At 71.6% G+C, this 15,827-nt stretch carries 12 protein-coding genes; 6 read left to right on the top strand and 6 right to left on the bottom strand.

Annotation, left to right across the window (positions count from 1 at the left end; translation table 11 throughout):
• Window positions 1-1,329: 1,329 nt before the first annotated feature.
• The gene (locus ACIBAD_RS29775; protein ID WP_134067390.1) at window positions 1,330-1,917 is read right to left on the bottom strand and encodes a TetR family transcriptional regulator; all 588 of its coding nucleotides are present in this window, start codon (window positions 1,915-1,917) and stop codon (window positions 1,330-1,332) included.
• A gap of 97 nt (window positions 1,918-2,014) precedes the next feature.
• On the opposite strand from ACIBAD_RS29775, the gene ACIBAD_RS29780 reads away from it, so the two are divergent.
• The 3 genes from ACIBAD_RS29780 (at window position 2,015) to ACIBAD_RS29790 (ending at window position 4,783) form a co-directional block, all read left to right on the top strand.
• On the top strand, window positions 2,015-2,998 hold the full coding sequence (locus ACIBAD_RS29780; RefSeq protein ID WP_134067388.1) for an aldo/keto reductase: 984 nt from the start codon (window positions 2,015-2,017) through the stop codon (window positions 2,996-2,998).
• 378 nt (window positions 2,999-3,376) lie between these two features.
• Entirely contained in the window at window positions 3,377-4,210 is an 834-nt protein-coding gene (locus ACIBAD_RS29785) for a PIG-L family deacetylase (protein ID WP_398909680.1), read from the top strand.
• 234 nt (window positions 4,211-4,444) lie between these two features.
• A complete protein-coding gene (locus ACIBAD_RS29790; protein ID WP_398909682.1) occupies window positions 4,445-4,783 on the top strand; it encodes a hypothetical protein in 339 nt (112 codons plus the stop codon).
• Between the two features lie 81 nt (window positions 4,784-4,864).
• On the opposite strand, the gene ACIBAD_RS29795 is transcribed toward ACIBAD_RS29790, so the two are convergent.
• The 5 genes from ACIBAD_RS29795 to ACIBAD_RS29815 all read right to left on the bottom strand — a co-directional run bounded on the left by ACIBAD_RS29795 (window position 4,865) and on the right by ACIBAD_RS29815 (window position 11,732).
• Window positions 4,865-5,797 carry a carbohydrate ABC transporter permease gene (locus ACIBAD_RS29795; RefSeq protein WP_398909684.1) on the bottom strand — a complete coding sequence of 311 codons (933 nt, stop codon included), beginning with the start codon at window positions 5,795-5,797 and terminating at the stop codon, window positions 4,865-4,867.
• On the bottom strand, window positions 5,794-7,125 hold the full coding sequence (locus ACIBAD_RS29800; protein WP_134067380.1) for a carbohydrate ABC transporter permease: 1,332 nt from the start codon (window positions 7,123-7,125) through the stop codon (window positions 5,794-5,796). The genes ACIBAD_RS29795 and ACIBAD_RS29800 overlap by 4 nt, the downstream gene beginning before the upstream one ends.
• 10 nt (window positions 7,126-7,135) lie before the next feature.
• Window positions 7,136-8,467: an ABC transporter substrate-binding protein gene (locus ACIBAD_RS29805; RefSeq protein WP_398909687.1), complete on the bottom strand. Its 1,332-nt coding sequence runs from the start codon at window positions 8,465-8,467 to the stop codon at window positions 7,136-7,138.
• 101 nt (window positions 8,468-8,568) lie between these two features.
• Window positions 8,569-10,251, bottom strand: coding sequence for a glycoside hydrolase family 13 protein (locus tag ACIBAD_RS29810; RefSeq protein ID WP_134067375.1), 1,683 nt, complete (start codon window positions 10,249-10,251; stop codon window positions 8,569-8,571).
• 212 nt (window positions 10,252-10,463) lie between these two features.
• Window positions 10,464-11,732, bottom strand: coding sequence for an ABC transporter substrate-binding protein (locus tag ACIBAD_RS29815; RefSeq protein WP_134067373.1), 1,269 nt, complete (start codon window positions 11,730-11,732; stop codon window positions 10,464-10,466).
• A gap of 169 nt (window positions 11,733-11,901) precedes the next feature.
• Between ACIBAD_RS29815 and ACIBAD_RS29820 the strand changes: the two genes are divergently transcribed.
• The 3 genes from ACIBAD_RS29820 to ACIBAD_RS29830 are packed head-to-tail and all read left to right on the top strand — an operon-like array spanning window position 11,902 to window position 15,580.
• On the top strand, window positions 11,902-12,408 hold the full coding sequence (locus ACIBAD_RS29820; protein WP_134067371.1) for a PadR family transcriptional regulator: 507 nt from the start codon (window positions 11,902-11,904) through the stop codon (window positions 12,406-12,408).
• Entirely contained in the window at window positions 12,405-13,172 is a 768-nt protein-coding gene (locus tag ACIBAD_RS29825; protein ID WP_134067369.1) for an ABC transporter ATP-binding protein, read from the top strand. Before ACIBAD_RS29820 ends, ACIBAD_RS29825 begins: the two co-directional genes overlap by 4 nt.
• Before the next feature lie 2 nt (window positions 13,173-13,174).
• A complete protein-coding gene (locus ACIBAD_RS29830; RefSeq protein ID WP_398909690.1) occupies window positions 13,175-15,580 on the top strand; it encodes an ABC transporter permease in 2,406 nt (801 codons plus the stop codon).
• Window positions 15,581-15,827 lie beyond the last annotated feature (247 nt).

Genomic DNA, 15,827 nt, shown 5'->3' on the forward strand with positions numbered 1-15,827 from the left:
ATCCACACCAGGCCAGAAGGCCCTCACCCATTTCAAGATCCCTCAGCGGAGACCTACATCACCCGTCCACAACCTCCCTGGACAGAACACCTAGCTCTCGCCTGCGGCCGCGAGCGCCAGTACGAAGAAGGGCAGCGCCAGACCCCGTTCTGCCCTGACTCGACGCCCAGGCCGTCGCGGACGAGCGCCGGGACCCGCCCGTGGGAGAAGGCTTGCTGTCCGAGCGCGGCATCCGTCGGCGCCAGGACGATGGCGACCAGGGCCGACTCCCGGACGGTCAGGCCGGGGCGGCAGGGGCCGTGCGACCAGCCATCCCGGCGCGATGGTGAGCGGCAGCCCTGCCACGAGGGGTCGCAGCGGCAGGAACTCCTCCGTGCGCAGGTCCCGGGTCTGATGGCTGCCGCGTCCGTGAACACCACCAGGATCAGCGCGCCCCTCCAGCAGTGCGCGGGTGACTTCCAGGTCCCGGTCCGCGCTCGACAGGTCCAGGCCCGAGGCCCGATCGCCAGTCCGCAGACGAGGAACACCAGGGGCCGGGCGGCACGGTCGTCGACAGCCGCCCGCGCGAGCGCCCCGTGGGCGACGACCACGCCCCACCACACTCCACCGGCTCATCCGTATGCCTCACCCGGGGCGCCGCTCGATGCGCCATGTGCCCGCGACCACGCGTACGGTCACACAGCGACATGAGCGTTGACCCCACGTGTTCATCGGGAGGGGCCGGGGATGCAAACTCCTGCACGTGGAATCCAGTGCCGGCCACGACCCACTGCGCTTGATGCACGCGCGCCCCGGCGCGAGCCACAGGGCCGCCGGAGTGAAGTTCTCGGGCGCGCCGGGGGCTGCATTGCCCCACGTACGTCCTGACGGCGTCAGTCGGCGGATGCTGCAGAGCGGCCGGCCAGGCTCAGCAGCACTCGTAGAGGGGCCGCCGGGGCTCTCTCGCGCTGCGGGGAGCGGCCGGGAGTGGTGCTGTTCCGGCGACGGGAGGCTCGGGTGCTGCCCCAGTGGCCCCTGACAGTCGGAGAGCACCGCGACTGACGACGTGGTCCGCACGTTCCCCTGCGAGGACCGGAGCGCGGAAGAGGTCGCGGAGGTCCTGTCTTCGGCAGCAGTCGGGCAGGGCCTCGCGGACGAGGTCTTCGTCGACGGGGAGGCAGCCATCGCCCCGCGGCCCTGGCTGACCGGATCAGCCCCCGGGTGTGGGAGTCGGATGCCCGCCGCCGCCTCTGGGACCGAACGTCGGCGGGTCCTCCACCGGCGGCCAGCTCCATGCGCCGCAAAAGCCGATCGCCCTGGCCTGACGCATCGCGGACGCTGCCGGGAATCCTAGGCCGGATCCCGGCGCGGAGTCGTGGTGCGGCGTACGGCTTCGGTGACCGCCGCGCGGTGGCGGGCGAGGCGCTCGGCCTCCCAGCCGGCGCCCGACTCGCCCGCCGCCGGGCCGCCCACCGCACCGAACCAGGCCTGGGACAGGCCCATCACCAGCGTCAGGACGTCGGCCGGGTCCATCGCGGCGTCGACGTACCCCGCCTTCTGCGCCTCCTCCACCACTGCGATCTTGCCGCGGTACGACGCCGACTCCGTGTCCGTGGCTCCGGGCCGTTCCAGCTGCTTCCACAGCACGAGCCGCATGAGGGAAGGCTGTGCGACGAGGTGGTCGAAGACGGCGCCCGCGTAGCCGGGCAGGTCCTCGGCGTTGAAGGGGACCGACTCCGCACCCGTCTCCAGCGCCCGCTGGAGCACGGCGTCGAAGAGCTGCTCCTTGTTGCCGTAGTAGACGTAGATGAGCCGCTTGTTCGCCTGCGCGGCCTCGGCGATGCGGTCGACGCGCGCGCCGGCGATGCCGTACGCGGCGAACTCGGAGAACGCCGCGTCGAGCAGGCGTGCCTTGGTCGCGCTGGAATCCCGTGCCATGGGCGAAGCCTAGCAAGTAACTATCCGGTTATTGACATGTGGCGCGGCCCGGTGCATAGTCGAACTATCCAGTTAGTTACTTACAGAGGAGTACGTCATGGAGATGCGCGCACTGGGCGGTCAGGGCCTTGAGGTCGGCGCCGAGGGCCTCGGCCTGATGGGGATGAGCGCCCACTACGGAGCCACCGACGAGACCGAGTCCCTCGCCACCATCGACCGCGCCCTGGAGCTGGGCGTCACCCTGCTCGACACCGCCGAGGGCTACGGCCCCTTCCTGAACGAGCAGCTCCTCGGCAAGGCCCTCGCCGGGCGCCGCGACGCCGCCGTCGTCGCCACCAAGACGGGCGTCGAGTTCACCGACGAGGGCGCCTTCCGCGGGCACAACGGCACCCCCGAGTACATCCGCAGGTCGGCCGACCGCTCCCTGCGCCACCTCGGCACCGACCACATCGACCTGTACTACCTGCACCGCGTCGACCCGAACGTCCCGATCGAGGAGAGCGTCGGCGCCTTGGCCGAGCTCGTCGCCGCCGGCAAGGTCCGCCACATCGGCCTGTGCGAGGCCGCGCCCGCCACCATCGCCCGCGCCCACGCCGTGCACCCGCTCGCCGCCGTGCAGACCGAGTACAGCCTCTTCGAACGCGGCATCGAGTACGACGGCGTCCTCGACACCCTGCGCGAGCTCGGCATCGGGCTCGTCGCGTACTCGCCGCTCGGCCGGGGCTTCCTGTCGGGTGCGATCACCACCCCGGACGATTTCGCGGCGGACGACTTCCGCCGTACGGACCCCCGCTTCCAGGGCGAGAACTTCGGCCGCAATCTGGCCGTCGTCGAGCAGGTGCGGCGCCTCGCCGCGGAGAAGGGCGTCACCCCCTCGCAGCTGGCCCTCGCCTGGACGCTGCGCCAGGGCGCCGTGCCGATCCCGGGCACGAAGCGCCGCCGGTACCTGGAGGAGAACATCGCCGCCACCGCGGTGACGATCACGGACGCGGAGATGGCCGCCATCGACGCCGTCGCCCCGCACGGAGTGGTCTCGGGCGACCGCTACGCCCCGGAGCTGATGCAGTCGCTGAACGGGTGAGCACCCGGCCCGGGGCGAGGACGGGCCCCGTACCCGCCCGGCACGGCCGGGCGGGTACGAGGCTGAGGAACGCAGACCGAGCCACACGGCAGTCATCCGGTGTGGCCGTGCAGGGCGGCTCCCTCCGACGGGCGGAATCGCACGCGGCAGAGGGGGACCGGTCATTTTCGCGTCGAGCGCGGCCGCCTGGAAAGCCGAGCGGCCACGCCGGGAACATCCTGTCCGGTCGGCACGGTTGCACCGATCGAGGGACCGGCGCCGCACGGGGGAACACGCAGACCACCAGGTCGTTCGCCCCAGCAGGATCCGTGCCCCAAGATCGCGGTACGCCCGCCGCACACTGGGACCAAGACGTATTCCTGCAGGAGGACCGTTTTCATGACCGACCGGCCTTTGACGCTCATGGCAGTACACGCCCACCCCGACGACGAGGCCACCGGAACCGGAGGGGTCCTCGCGCGGTACGCGGCTGAAGGCATCCGCACGGTTCTCGTGACGTGTACCGACGGCGGTTGCGGTGATGGGCCGGGAGGAGTCAAGCCGGGCGATCCCGGGCACGATTCGGCGGCGGTCGCCTTGATGCGCCGTCAAGAACTTGAGGCGAGCTGTGACGTCCTGAAGATCAGCGATCTGGAGATGCTGGACTATGCCGACTCCGGGATGATGGGCTGGCCGAGCAACGACGCTCCCGGATCCTTCTGGCAGACCCCCGTGCAGGAAGGCGCTGCCCGACTCGCGGAGCTCATGCGGCACTATCAGCCTGATGTGGTCGTCACCTACGACGAGAACGGCTTCTACGGTCACCCCGACCACATCCAGGCCCACCGCATCACGATGGCGGCGCTGGAGATGACCGCGCTGGCACCGAAGGTGTACTGGACGACGATGCCCCGCTCGATGATGCAGCGGTTCGGCGAGATCATGCGCGAGTTCCATGAGGACATGCCGGAGCCGGATCCCGCCGAGGCCGCCGCGATGGCCGAGATCGGCCTCCCCGACGACCAGATCACCACGTGGGTGGACGCCACCGCCTTCAGCGATCAGAAGTTCGACGCGTTGGCCGCGCACGCCAGCCAGGGCGAGAACATCTTCTTCCTCAAGATGGGCAAGAAGAGGTTCGGCGAGTTGATGGGCATGGAGACCTTCGTACGGGTCCGGGACACCACCGGCGCGGCCATACCCGAGAACGATCTCTTCGCCGGACTGCGCTGATCAGGCAGCGGCCGCTGGCGCGCGGCCGACGGCCGCGGCCTCCTCGGCCGCGCTCAAGGGCAACGCCCCGACCCGTCAGGGCAGGTCGGGGCGTGGCCTCTCCGTGCTTTCCCGCCGCTGAGGCGGATGCCGCGGGGCCCGGTGCCGGCGCCTGGTCAAGATGAGTACGAAGACCGGCCGACCCTGAGTACGCCCGCGCAGGCGAACCGGCGTCGGAGGTGATTGGCTCTCCCCATGCACGATACGACCCCCGCCCCGACCACCGACGGCGCCGCCGAGAACCCTGCCGTCGACGGGGTGTTGATGTGGACCACGACCCTGTCGGTGGCCCTGATCCCGGTGGCCCTCCTCTTCGGGGGCCTGGCCCAGATGGCCGCGAACGTCCACCCCCATACCGTCTCGGTCGTAACGGCCGGCTGGTGGGTGTCCTGGACGGCCACGCCGCTGCTCGCGTTGGCCTTCCGGCTGTCCCTGCGGCGCCCCCGCCCCGCACTGGCCCGGGCGGGCCGCTGGGCCGGGTGGATGGCGACGGTCCCGCCGACGCTCACCATCCTGTTGGCCCTCGGCCTGTAGTGGCGCTCGACGCGGGCCCGGACCCGGCGGTCTCCTCGGGTGTCCTCCTCCTCCCTGACCGCGCGGTAGCAGCCGTCGGGGTCATTTCACCGAGCCCGCCATCACGCCCTGGACGAAGTGCCGCTGGAAGGCGAAGAAGACGATCAGCGGGACCACCAGGGACAGGAACGCCCCCGGCGCGAGGACGCCGATGTTGCTTCCGAACTGCCGCATCTGGGACTGGAGGGCGACCGTGAGGGGCTGGGACTCGCTGTCCGCGAAGAGCAGCGCCACGAGCATGTCGTTCCAGACCCACAGGAACTGGAAGATGGCCAGGCTCGCGATGGCCGGGCGGCCGAGCGGCAGCACGAGCCGGGAGAAGATCCGCCATTCGGTGCCGCCGTCCATCCGGGCGGCTTCCAGCATTTCGCGCGGGATCTCGGCGAAGTAGTTGCGCAGCAGGAAGACCGCGAACGGCAGCCCGTAGGCCACGTGGAAGAGGACGACTCCCGGGATGGTGCCGAACAGGCCGACCGCACCGAAGAGTTTGGCCACGGGCAGCAGCCCGATCTGCACGGGCACGACCAGCAGACCGACGACCACGAGGAAGATGCCGTCCCGGCCGGGGAATTCCAACCACGCGAAGGCGTAACCGGCGAGTGCCGCGATGCCGACCACCAGGAGGGTGGTGGGCAGCGAGATCAGGACGGTGTTCCCGAAGGCCGTCGCGATGCCGGAATCCTTCAACAGGGCGCTGTAGTTGTCCAGGGACAGCTGGGACGGGTCGGTGAGTGCGTTCCACCAGCCGTCGGAGGCGTTGTCCCGTTCGGAGCGCATCGAGGACAGGAACAGGCCGGCCAGCGGAGTGATCCACACCAGGGCGACGAAGAGCAGCAGTGCCTGGACTGCCGATCTGCTCAGCAGGCGCGACAGCCGGCCCTTGTGGGGCGGCTTGGGCCTGGACGTGGCAGGGGCGGGCGGGATCCCGGTCGTACGCCGTGGTGCCCGGCGCTCGATGGTGCCGTGACTGCTCATGCCGCACTCCTTCGGAAGCGCCGGATGTTGAAGACCATCGCCGGGACGACCAGGAGGAGGAGCACCACGCTGAGCGCGCTTCCGAGCCCCTGGTTGTTGCCCCCGCCGAAGGAGACCAGCCACATGCGGGTGGCCAGCACGTTCGCTTCCTCCTGCACGGGTCCGGGCGCGATGATGTAGACGAGGTCGAAGACCTTCATCACGTTGATCACCAGCGTGACGAAGACGACGGTGAGCACCGGCGCGAGCAGCGGCACGGTGATCTTTCGGAAGATCTGGCCCTCGGTGGCACCGTCCATCCGCGCGGCCTCCAGCGCGTCGCGGGGGATGGCAGCGAGCCCTGCCCCGATCAGCACCATGGCGAAGCCGGTCCACACCCAGAGGTAGGCGCCGATGATGGCCGGCGTCACCAGGGCCGGGCCCAGCCAGTTCACTCCTTGGTACGGGACCGTGAAATTGGCCGCGGGCAGGCGCAGGACGTACTCGCCGTCGGCCAGCCCGGTGAAGCGGAAGGAGCCGTCGGCCGCAGAGGTGGCGGTCGCGGCCGTCCGGCCGTCCCGTACGGCCTCGACCGTCATGCCGGGCAGGCCCTTCTCACCCCGGTCCACCGCGCCCGGCCTTCCCGAGCCGCCGGGGGCGAAGTCGAGGTAGACGACGCCGCCGATGCCGTCGGGTCCGGGTGCCGCAGCGGCAGCCTGCTTCGCGCCGACGGGCACTGCGTCGGGGGCGACGCCGACGAGGCCGAGGTCGACCGAGCCGCCGGGACGCGTCGCTTTCGCGGTCGTGTAGGGGCCGCCCGCGCTCCCCGTCAGGGCCTGGCCCTCGCGGATCCGGGCCGTCGGATAGGCGGCCGCGTCCTCGAAGGTGTCATGGACCCCGACGACGACCGCGTTGAGCACGCCCCGGCCGGGATCCTGCTCGTAGGCGAGCCGGAAGACGATGCCCGCGGCGAGGAAGGAGACGGCCATCGGCAGGAAGAGCGTCAGCTTGAACGCGGTCGCCCAGCGCACCTTCTCGGTGAGCACGGCGAGCACCAGTCCGAGTCCGGTCAGCAGTGTCGGGGCCACGACGACCCATATCGCGCTGTTGCGGATCGCTTTGAGAGTGGCCGGATCGTGGGCGATCGCCACGTAGTTCCCGGCTCCGACGAAACGGTCGCCGCTGGCGTCGAAGAGGCTGCGGCAGAAGGAGAAGACGACCGGGTAGACGACCAGCGCGCCGAGCAGGAGCAGGGCGGGCAGTACGAAGACGACCGCGAGGCGGCGCCTCCTGTTGCGGGCCCGGCGCCGGGGATCGGTCGCGGCGCGGGCGGTCAGGGTGTCAGCCATGGGGGCCGCCTCAGTTCCCGTACGCCTTGGCGGCTTCGGCTTCGAGCTTCGCGGCCGTGCCCTGCGGATCCGCGGGGTGGCGCAGGAAGTCCTGGAGGAGCTTCCACTCGCCCGCGCCCTTGGTGCCGCCGAACGCCGCCGGTGCCTGGTCCGACATGTCGAAGCGGACCGAGTTGCCCGCGGCGACGAGCGACCGGGCGGTGCTGCGGGTGGTGTCGTCGCCGTACGCGCCGAAGTCGACCTTGGTGTTCGGGGACAGGAAGCCGCCCGCGCCGGCCCAGACCTCGGCGGCCTCGGGGCCGGCGAGGAATTCGAGCAGCCTCATGCCCGCCTTGCCGTTCTTCCCCGACTTGAGGACGACGGCCGCGTCCCCGCCGCTGACGACGGGTGCCTTGCCTCCGTCGACCGCGGGGAACGGGAAGAACTTGGCGTCCTGCCCCGGCTTCTTGCCGAACTGGTCCTTGGCGACGCCGCCGACGAAGTCGCCCTCATAGACCATGCCGGCCTTGGGCGCGGGCCCGAACACCTGCTCGACCGAGGAGGGGAAGTCGGTGCGCAGCGCCGTCTCGGCGCCACCGGCGACGAGTTGCTTGTCCTTGAACAGTTCGCCGAGGGTGGTAAGGGCTTTCACGACGCTGGCGTCGGTCCACGGGAGCTTGTGCTGTGCGAGTTGGTCGTACTTTTCCGGCCCTGCCTGGGAGAGGTAGATGTTCTCGAACCAGTCGGTGAGGGTCCAGCCGTCCTCGCCCGCCACCGCGAAGGCCGGGCGGCCGGAGTCGGAGAGGGCGCGGCCGGCCTTCAGCAGGTCGGCGTAGCTCTTGGGCTCGTCGACTCCGGCCTGGGCGAAGGCGTCGGGGGCGTACCAGACGGTGGACTTGTGGGCGGCTTTGAAGTACAGGCCGTAGTACGTGCCGTCGACGGTTCCGTAGTCCTTCCATACCGGGGGGAGGGTGGAGCCGGCCGTCCGGGCCGCCTCCTCGGACAGGGGCTGGAGCCAGCCCGCCTTCGCGAACTGCTGGAGTACGCCCACCTGGGGGATCATCACCACGTCGGGGGCGTTGCCGCCCTCGATCTTGCTTCCGACGAAGGTGGAGACGTTGTCGCCGGAGGGGACGAAGACCGTCTTGGCACCGGTCTTCTCGGTGAAGGCTTCCAGGACCTTCTTGAAGTTCTTCTGTTCGCTGCCCGTCCAGACACCCGCCACGGTCACGGTCTGGCCGCTGAGTTCGCCGCCGCTCGCGGGTGCGGTGGGGCCGCCGCAGGCGGTGGCTCCGAGGGCGAGCGCGAGGGCTGCCGAGGCGGTGGCCGCGGTCCGGCGGGTGGTCTTGCTGGGTCGTCGCATGGTGCGGTCCTTCGCTTCGAGGGGGTCGGTCCGGATCTGCGGAGCCGCATCCGGCGTCACCGCAAGGGGAGTTGCGTCGGCACTCGGGGCGCCGCGCGGGTTCAGGGAGCGGGGCACTCCGACGTCCACCAGGCGGCCGTCGCCGCGGGGAGCACTCCGTCCGGGCAGGGTGCGCTGGCGAGCAGCGGGGTCCCCGGGACGGGGGCGGGCACCGCCTCCGTGCCGAAGTTGACCGCGCAGACCAGGCCGTCGCCCCGGGCGATGGCCAGCACCTGTGGGGGCGTCTCCAGCCAGCGCAGGGTGCCGTCGCCGAGCTGCGGAAGGCTGCGCCGCAGCTGGAGGCCCTCGCGGTAGAGGTGCCAGAAGGAGCGGGTGTCGGCCAAGGCGCGGTCTGTGGCGTGCTCGGCGAACCACTCCGGCTGCGGCAGCCACGGCTTGGCGCCGGCCTCAGCCTGGCTGAAGCCGAACGGGGAGGCGTGGCCCGACCAGGGCAGTGGCACCCGGCAGCCGTCCCGGACCCGCTTGCGGCTGCCGGTGCGGTGCCAGATCGGATCGGTCAGAACGTCGTCGGGCAGGTCGAGGACCTCGGGCAGGCCGAGCTCCTCCCCCTGGTAGACGTAGGCCGCTCCGGGCAGGGCGAGCATCAGCAGGGCGGCGGCGCGGGCGCGGGCGGCTCCCAGTCCGCTGCCTTCCACGCCGGGCTCGCCCGCGTAGCGGGTGACGGTGCGGACCTGGTCGTGGTTGTTGAGCACCCAGGTGACGGTGGAGCCGGTGCCGGCGATGTCGCGCATCGCCACGGTGATCGTCGAACGGAAGGCATCGGCGTCCCAGGGGGCGCTGAGCAGGTCGAAGAAGAACGCCTGGTGCAGTTGGTCGGGCCGGACGTACTCGGCGTGTTCGCGCGCCGTCGGTACGGACACCTCGCCGACCAGCAGCCGCTCGTGGCCGTCCCGGGCCGAGTACTCCTCGCACACCGTGCGCCAGCGGCGCCACACGCCGTGGACCTCGGGCTGGTTCCAGGCGAGTTGGTTGACGGAGTCGCGGGCCCGCTCGTCGGCCCCGGGGTCGTCCGAGTCCGGCAGGTCGGGGTGCTTGAACAGCCCGGCGGCGACGTCGATGCGGAAGCCGTCGACACCGCGGTCCAGCCAGAAGCGAAGCACGCGCTCGAACTCGACGCCCACGGCCGGGTCGCGCCAGTTCCAGTCGGGCTGCTCGGGCGTGAACAGGTGCAGGTACCACTCTCCGGGAGAGCCGTCGGGCCCGGTGGTCCGGCTCCAGGCGGGGCCTCCGAACATGGCGCGCCAGTTGTTGGGCGGCTGCGCTCCGTCCGGTCCGCGGCCGGGCGCGAAGTGGAAACGGGAGCGCAGGGGGCTCCCGGGCGGCGCGGCGAGGGCCTCGCGGAACCACGGGTGCTCGCTGGAGCAGTGGTTGGGGACGATGTCGAGCAGCAGCTTCAGGCCGAGGCGGTGGGCGTCGGCCACCAGCCGGTCGAACTCGTCGAGGTCGCCGTACACGGGGTCGACGCCGCAGTAGTCGGCGACGTCGTAGCCGTGGTCGTGCTGCGGCGACGGGTAGAAGGGGCTGAGCCATATGCCGTCGACACCGAGCTTCCTGAGGTAGGGAAGCCCGGCCCGTACGCCGGCCAGGTCGCCGATGCCGTCCCCGGTGCTGTCGAGGAAGCTGCGGACGTAGACCTGGTAGATCACCGCGTCGCGCCACCAGGAGTCGGGCGTGGTGGCGCTGGGGGAGGGGTGGCCGGTGCCGGCCGGAAGGGTGCTGAGCATCTCGCGTCGACCTGTTTCTGCTGAATGCGAGAGCGCCCTGGATCAGGTGCGCTGTTATGCATGCATGTTAAGTAGCAGCAGCTGGAAGGTGTCAACGATGTGTCCGGAAACAGCGAGAAGCTGGGGTGGTTTGTCCCTAAGTGAGGGGATGCATGAAGAAGCGCGCCTACTTAACATGTAAGTAGACGCGCTGAAGGAGGGATCGTATGGGGTCAGCCGGTGCCGGAAACGCCGCGGAGTTCGCGCGCAAGCCGCGCCACCGCCTCGTCCGGCGTCTCGCGCTGCGTCATCAGGTCCTGGGCCACGGCCTGGACGGCCAGGCTCACCTGGTCGTAGCGGGCGCTCTTGGGGCGCGGCACCGCAGACAGCACGCTCTGGCGGAGCGTCGACAGGTAGGGATAGGCGCGCATCAGTTCGGGGTCTTCGTAGAGCGCGGCGCGCACCGGTGGGAGCGAGCCCTCGGTCAGCACCTTCCGCTGGACCCGCTCGCTCGTGAGGTAGGAGATCAGATCGGCCGCCGAGGCCGGATGGCGGGAACGGCTGCTGACGGCCAGGTTGGAGCCGCCCAGCACACTGCTGCCGGGCCCGTCGCGGCCGGGCAGCGGCACGACGCCGAACCTCCCCGCGACCTTCGACCCCGGCGCGCTCGCGTCCGCGTACACGTAGGGCCAGTTCCGCAGGAAGAGCAGACGGCCCTCCTGGAACGCCCGCCGGGACTCCTCCTCCTTGTAACCGAGGGCATCCCGGGAGATCCAGCCGTCCCGAACGCCGTCCGCGAGGAACCGCAGCCCGGCGCGTGCCGCGTCGGAGTCGACCGTCACACGGGCGCCGTCGTCGCGCAGGATCGAACCGCCCGCCGAGTGGACGGCTTCGGTGACGTTGACGGTGAGCCCCTCGTACGGCAGGAACTGGCCGGCGTACCCGTCCAGTCCGTGCTTCGGAGCGATCGTGCGCGCCTGGCGGACCAGATCGGCCCAGGTGCGCGGTGGCTGTTCGCCTTCCTCCTCCAGCACGTCCTTGCGGTAGTAGAGCAGCCCCGCGTTGGTGACGTACGGGACCGCGTACAGCCTGCCGTCGAAGGTGGCGGTGTCGACCACCGGCCGCAGGAACGCGTCCAGGGGGAAGCGGCTGCGGTCGAGCGGGGAGATCCATCCGGCCGCGGCGAACTCGGACGTCCAGGCGACGTCGATGTTCAGCACGTCGAAGCGGTTGCTGCCCGAACGCAGTTCGCTGATCATCTGGGCGCGGGTCTCGTCGGCCGAGTCGGGCAGTTCGACGAGCGTGACGCGCTCGCGGGGATGTCCGGCGTTCCAGTCGTCGAGCAGCGGGGCGAGGTAGCCGGTCAGGTCGCCCGCCGTGACGAGGGTCATGGGGCCGCGGCCGTCGGAGGCGAGGCCGTCGCGGGCGCCGAACCCGGAGTACCCCGCGAACACCACCGCCACGACCAGGAGAGCCCTACCCGCGGCACGCATCCACCGCATAGGTTCCTCCCGGTGCACGATCCGGCTGCGCCGCCGACCATCGGGGCTTATATATACCCGTTAGGCATGGGCGATACTAGACGCGTCCCGGCAGGCGGGCAGGATGGCGGTGCCACCCGGCCACTGCCCGGTGAACAGGTGACTACCGAGCGGGAGGGAGGAGGAGCGAGTGCGGCTGCCGCTCCTGGCACTCCTCACGCGTGGCCCCGCCCATGGTTACGAGCTGAAGCAGGACCTTGAGAAGCTCTTGGGCGCCGCGTACCCTCAGCCCAACGTCGGCCAGATCTACGTCACCCTCGGCCGGCTGGAGAAGAGCGGCTTGATCGACGGCGAGGACGTCGAGCAGTCGGGCCGGCCGAACAAGCGCACGTACAGGCTGACCGACGCCGGACGAGAGGCCGTACTGGCCTGGTTCGACGAGACCGCCGAGGAGCCCCGGGTACGGGACGAGTTCTTCATGAAGCTCGCCCTCGCGCCCCGGTCGGGTCTGGCCGACCCTGTCGCGTTGATCAACAAGCAGCGGCGGCAGTACCTCAATACGATGCGGGACCTGTCGAAGCTGGCCGCGGCCGAGGACCGCGAGAACAAGATCTCCCAACTGCTGATCGAGGGCGCCATGCTGCACCTGCAGGCCGACCTCGACTGGCTGGAACGCTGTCAGGAGGAGCTGGAATGAGCGAGGACGCCGCGACCGCTCCTGCCGCGCCCATCGTGCGGGCCGAGGGCCTGACCAAGACGCACCACGGCGAGGGCACTCCGGTGCACGCCGTGCGCGGGGTGGACCTCACCGTCCAGCCCGGCGAGTTCGTCGCGGTGACCGGGCCGTCGGGAGCCGGAAAGTCCACGCTGCTCCATCTGATCGGCGGACTCCAGCGGCCCGACGGCGGGAAGCTGTGGATCGGCGGAGAGCGCGTCGACGAGTACCGGGAGGCCCGCTGGGCGGTGCTCCGCCGCCGCAGCATCGGAGTCGTCTTCCAGTTCTTCAACCTGGTCTCCAACCTCACCGTCGCCGACAACGTCGAACTGCCCGCTCTGCTCGCCGGCGCCTCCCCGAAGTCCGCACGCCAGTCCCGCGCCGAACTGCTCGCCGAACTGGGGCTCGAAGGTCGCGAACGCTCGATGCCCGGCGAACTCTCGGGCGGCGAACAGCAGCGGGTGGCGCTCGCCCGGGCCCTGGTCAACCATCCCGCGCTGCTGCTCGCCGACGAGCCTGCCGGCAGCCTCGACAGCAAGGGCACCCGGGAGGTGCTGCGGCTGCTCTCCCGCTTCCACCAGCGCGGTCAGACGATCATGATGGTCACCCATGACGCCCGGATGGCCAGTGCCGCCGACCGCGTCATCAGCTTTTTCGACGGCCGCATCGCCGACGACGCCCAGCTCGGCGACGGACGCCGCGGGCCGGCCGGCGGGGTGTCCCGCGTACTCGAACTGAAGGAGTGAGCGTGCGGGCCACTCTGCGCTGGGCGCACGCCGACTTCCGCGCGCACCGCGGGGAAGCCCTCTTCGTCGTCCTGACCAGCGCCGGAATCATCGCCTCGCTCCTGCTCGCCGGCGCGATGTTCAGCTACGCCGCGAACCCGTGGCAGCGGATCTTCAACCAGTCCCAGGGCGCGCACATCTGGCTGCACACCCGTGCCGGGGCCGCCGACGTGGACGCCCTGGGCCACCTGGAGGGGGTCGCGGCCCTCTCCGGGCCCTACCGCACAGCGGCGACGACGGTCGAATCGCGCGGCGCGCGGGCCGGAGTGACACTGCGGGCGACCTCGGTGCAGCCCCCCGAGACCGGGCGGCCGCTCCTGACCGCGGGCAGCTGGCTCGCCGCGGCCGACAGCGGGGCCGGCGCCGGGGACGGGTCCGGGGGCGGGGACGGGTCCGGGGGCGGGTCCGGGGCCGAGGGCGGGGGCGGGTCCCGGGGCGGGACCGGAGCCGTCGTGCTGGAGGATTCCGTCGCGCGGGCGCTGTGGGCGGAGCCGGGGGAGACGGTGCGGGTCACCGGACCGGACGGCGTCCCGCACGAACTGCGGGTGGCCGGCATCGCCGAGGCGGCCGAGCCCCGCTACCAACCGGGCGGCGCACCGGGCATCGGCTGGGTGCTCCCCCCCACCCTCGACACGATCGCCCCCTCGGGCACCGGGCAGAGCGTCGGGCTGCGACTCAAGGATCCGGAAGACACCGACTTCATGGTCCAGCGCGCCGTGACCCTCCTGGGCGCCGACCGGGTCGCCCAGGTCACGAAGTGGCAGCAGGCCCGGGCGGAGGCGGGCGGTGACGACCGGCTCCTCGGGCAGATGTTCGCCGTGTTCGGTCTCGGCGCGCTGCTCGCGGCGGCACTGGCCGCTGCCGGAGCGATCGGTGCGCGCGTGCGCGGCCAGCTCCGGGACATAGCCGTCCTCAAGGCCATCGGTTTCACCCCCGGCCAAGTCGCCCGCGGCTTCCTCGTACAGCATCTGGCCTTCGCGCTGATCGGAGTGGCCCTCGGCACGACGGCGATCGCCCTGGTGGGCGCCCGGATACCGGGCCGCGTCGGGGAAGCGGCAGCGGTCTGGCAGGACCTGCCCGGCCACACGGCGCTCATGATCGGCGTCCCCTGCGGCGCGGTGCTGCTGATCGCGGCCGCCACGGGCATCTCGGCATGGCGGGCCGGGCGGGTGCCGCCGGTGCCCGCGGCCCGCGCGGCGTTGCCGACCGCCGCGCCGATGACCGCCCTGGGCAGGCGGGCGCTGGGCCTGCGGGTGCCCGCCGCCCTGGTGCTCGGGTGGCGCGCGGCGTTCCCGCGACGCGGCCGGACGCTGGCATCGGTGGGCCGGCTGGCCCTGCCGCTCGTGCTGATCACGGTGGCGCTCGTCGCGTGGTCGACGCTGGACCAGTTCCGCAGCCGGCCCGCGCAGATGGGGCTGCCCGCGGCCATGACCGTACGGGCCGAACGGCCCGCCGGGCTGTCGGACGCGGAGCTGGAGAAGACCCTGGCGGCGATCCCGGACATCGCCGCGGTCCATCCCGGTGCGGAGATGGCCGCCCTGGTGCCGGGGCAGACCGGCACCATCACGCTCCGCGGGCTGGGCACGGCCGCGCACCCGTACCCCTCCCCGGTGGTGGAGGGGCGGGCGGTCCGCGGCCCGGACGAGGCGGTGGCCGGGCAGGGACTGCTGGACCTCCTCGGCGTACGGGTCGGCGACTGGGTACGCATGACCGTCGAGGGACGTCCGCAGATCCTGCACCTCGTCGGCCGGACCATCGAGCCCGATTCCGGAGGTCGGGTCATCACCACCACCATCGACGCGCTGCGCGAGCGCGATCCGCAGCTGCGGCCCCACTTCCACGCCTTGGTGCTGCGCCCGGGCGCGGACCCTCGGGCCGTGAGGAGCACGCTCGCCGAGGCGGCCGGGGGAACGCTGGAGATCCGGGAGACGCCCAATCCGGCCGACCGGCTGGAACCGGCACGCGGAGTGATCGCCGCCCTGATCGCGGTACTCGCGCTGATCGGCTTGATCGAGCTGCTGACGCTGATCAGTGCGGGGGTGCGCGACCGGGGCCGGGACCTGCTCGCGCTCAAGGCGATGGGACTGACGCCCCGGCAGATCGGCTCGATGATCGTGACGGCCGCCGGACTGACCGCGCTGGCTTCCGCCGTGGCCGGAACGGCGGTGGGCGCGGTGTCCGGCAGCTGGCTCGTGGACGAGCAAGGAGCTTCGAGCGGGATCGGCGCCGGAATCGCCCAGCTGCCGTCGCTGCCCGTGCTGCTGACGGTGATCGTCGGTGCGGTGCTGGGTGCGGTGCTGGCGGCGACCCTGCCCGCCACGCGGACTGCGCGGCGTCGGCTGGCGGATTCGCTGAGCGAGACGCTCTGAGCCCGCGGGAAGGCCGTCGCCCGTGAGGAGCGGGCGCCGTGCGTAGTGCCGCGGCGGTTGTCGAGCGCGGCGGCCGGCGTCGCGGCGACGCGCCGCCACCGGGGCGCGAGAGCACCAACAGAGCCGGTCCTGCCGCCCGATTGCCGGAGCGCGGTCTGGCGACCGCTTGTGGCGTCCGTGTGGGCCGTGTGCTGCGGCCCCGGCCGCCCCTCGGCGTGCGGGAGTTTGACGACACGACCCGTGGTGG

Source organism: Streptomyces sp. NPDC051109 (assembly GCF_044455885.1).
GTDB lineage: Bacteria > Actinomycetota > Actinomycetes > Streptomycetales > Streptomycetaceae > Streptomyces.

Excerpts from the sequence above, each read along its gene's own strand:
- ACIBAD_RS29775 (WP_134067390.1), bottom strand. The coding sequence starts at position 1,917 with ATGGCACGGGATTCCAGCGCGACCAAGGCACGCCTGCTCGACGCGGCG.
- ACIBAD_RS29780 (WP_134067388.1), top strand. The coding sequence starts at position 2,015 with ATGGAGATGCGCGCACTGGGCGGTCAGGGCCTTGAGGTCGGCGCCGAG.
- ACIBAD_RS29785 (WP_398909680.1), top strand. The coding sequence starts at position 3,377 with ATGACCGACCGGCCTTTGACGCTCATGGCAGTACACGCCCACCCCGAC.
- ACIBAD_RS29790 (WP_398909682.1), top strand. The coding sequence starts at position 4,445 with ATGCACGATACGACCCCCGCCCCGACCACCGACGGCGCCGCCGAGAAC.
- ACIBAD_RS29795 (WP_398909684.1), bottom strand. The coding sequence starts at position 5,797 with ATGAGCAGTCACGGCACCATCGAGCGCCGGGCACCACGGCGTACGACC.
- ACIBAD_RS29800 (WP_134067380.1), bottom strand. The coding sequence starts at position 7,125 with ATGGCTGACACCCTGACCGCCCGCGCCGCGACCGATCCCCGGCGCCGG.
- ACIBAD_RS29805 (WP_398909687.1), bottom strand. The coding sequence starts at position 8,467 with ATGCGACGACCCAGCAAGACCACCCGCCGGACCGCGGCCACCGCCTCG.
- ACIBAD_RS29810 (WP_134067375.1), bottom strand. The coding sequence starts at position 10,251 with ATGCTCAGCACCCTTCCGGCCGGCACCGGCCACCCCTCCCCCAGCGCC.
- ACIBAD_RS29815 (WP_134067373.1), bottom strand. The coding sequence starts at position 11,732 with ATGCGGTGGATGCGTGCCGCGGGTAGGGCTCTCCTGGTCGTGGCGGTG.
- ACIBAD_RS29825 (WP_134067369.1), top strand. The coding sequence starts at position 12,405 with ATGAGCGAGGACGCCGCGACCGCTCCTGCCGCGCCCATCGTGCGGGCC.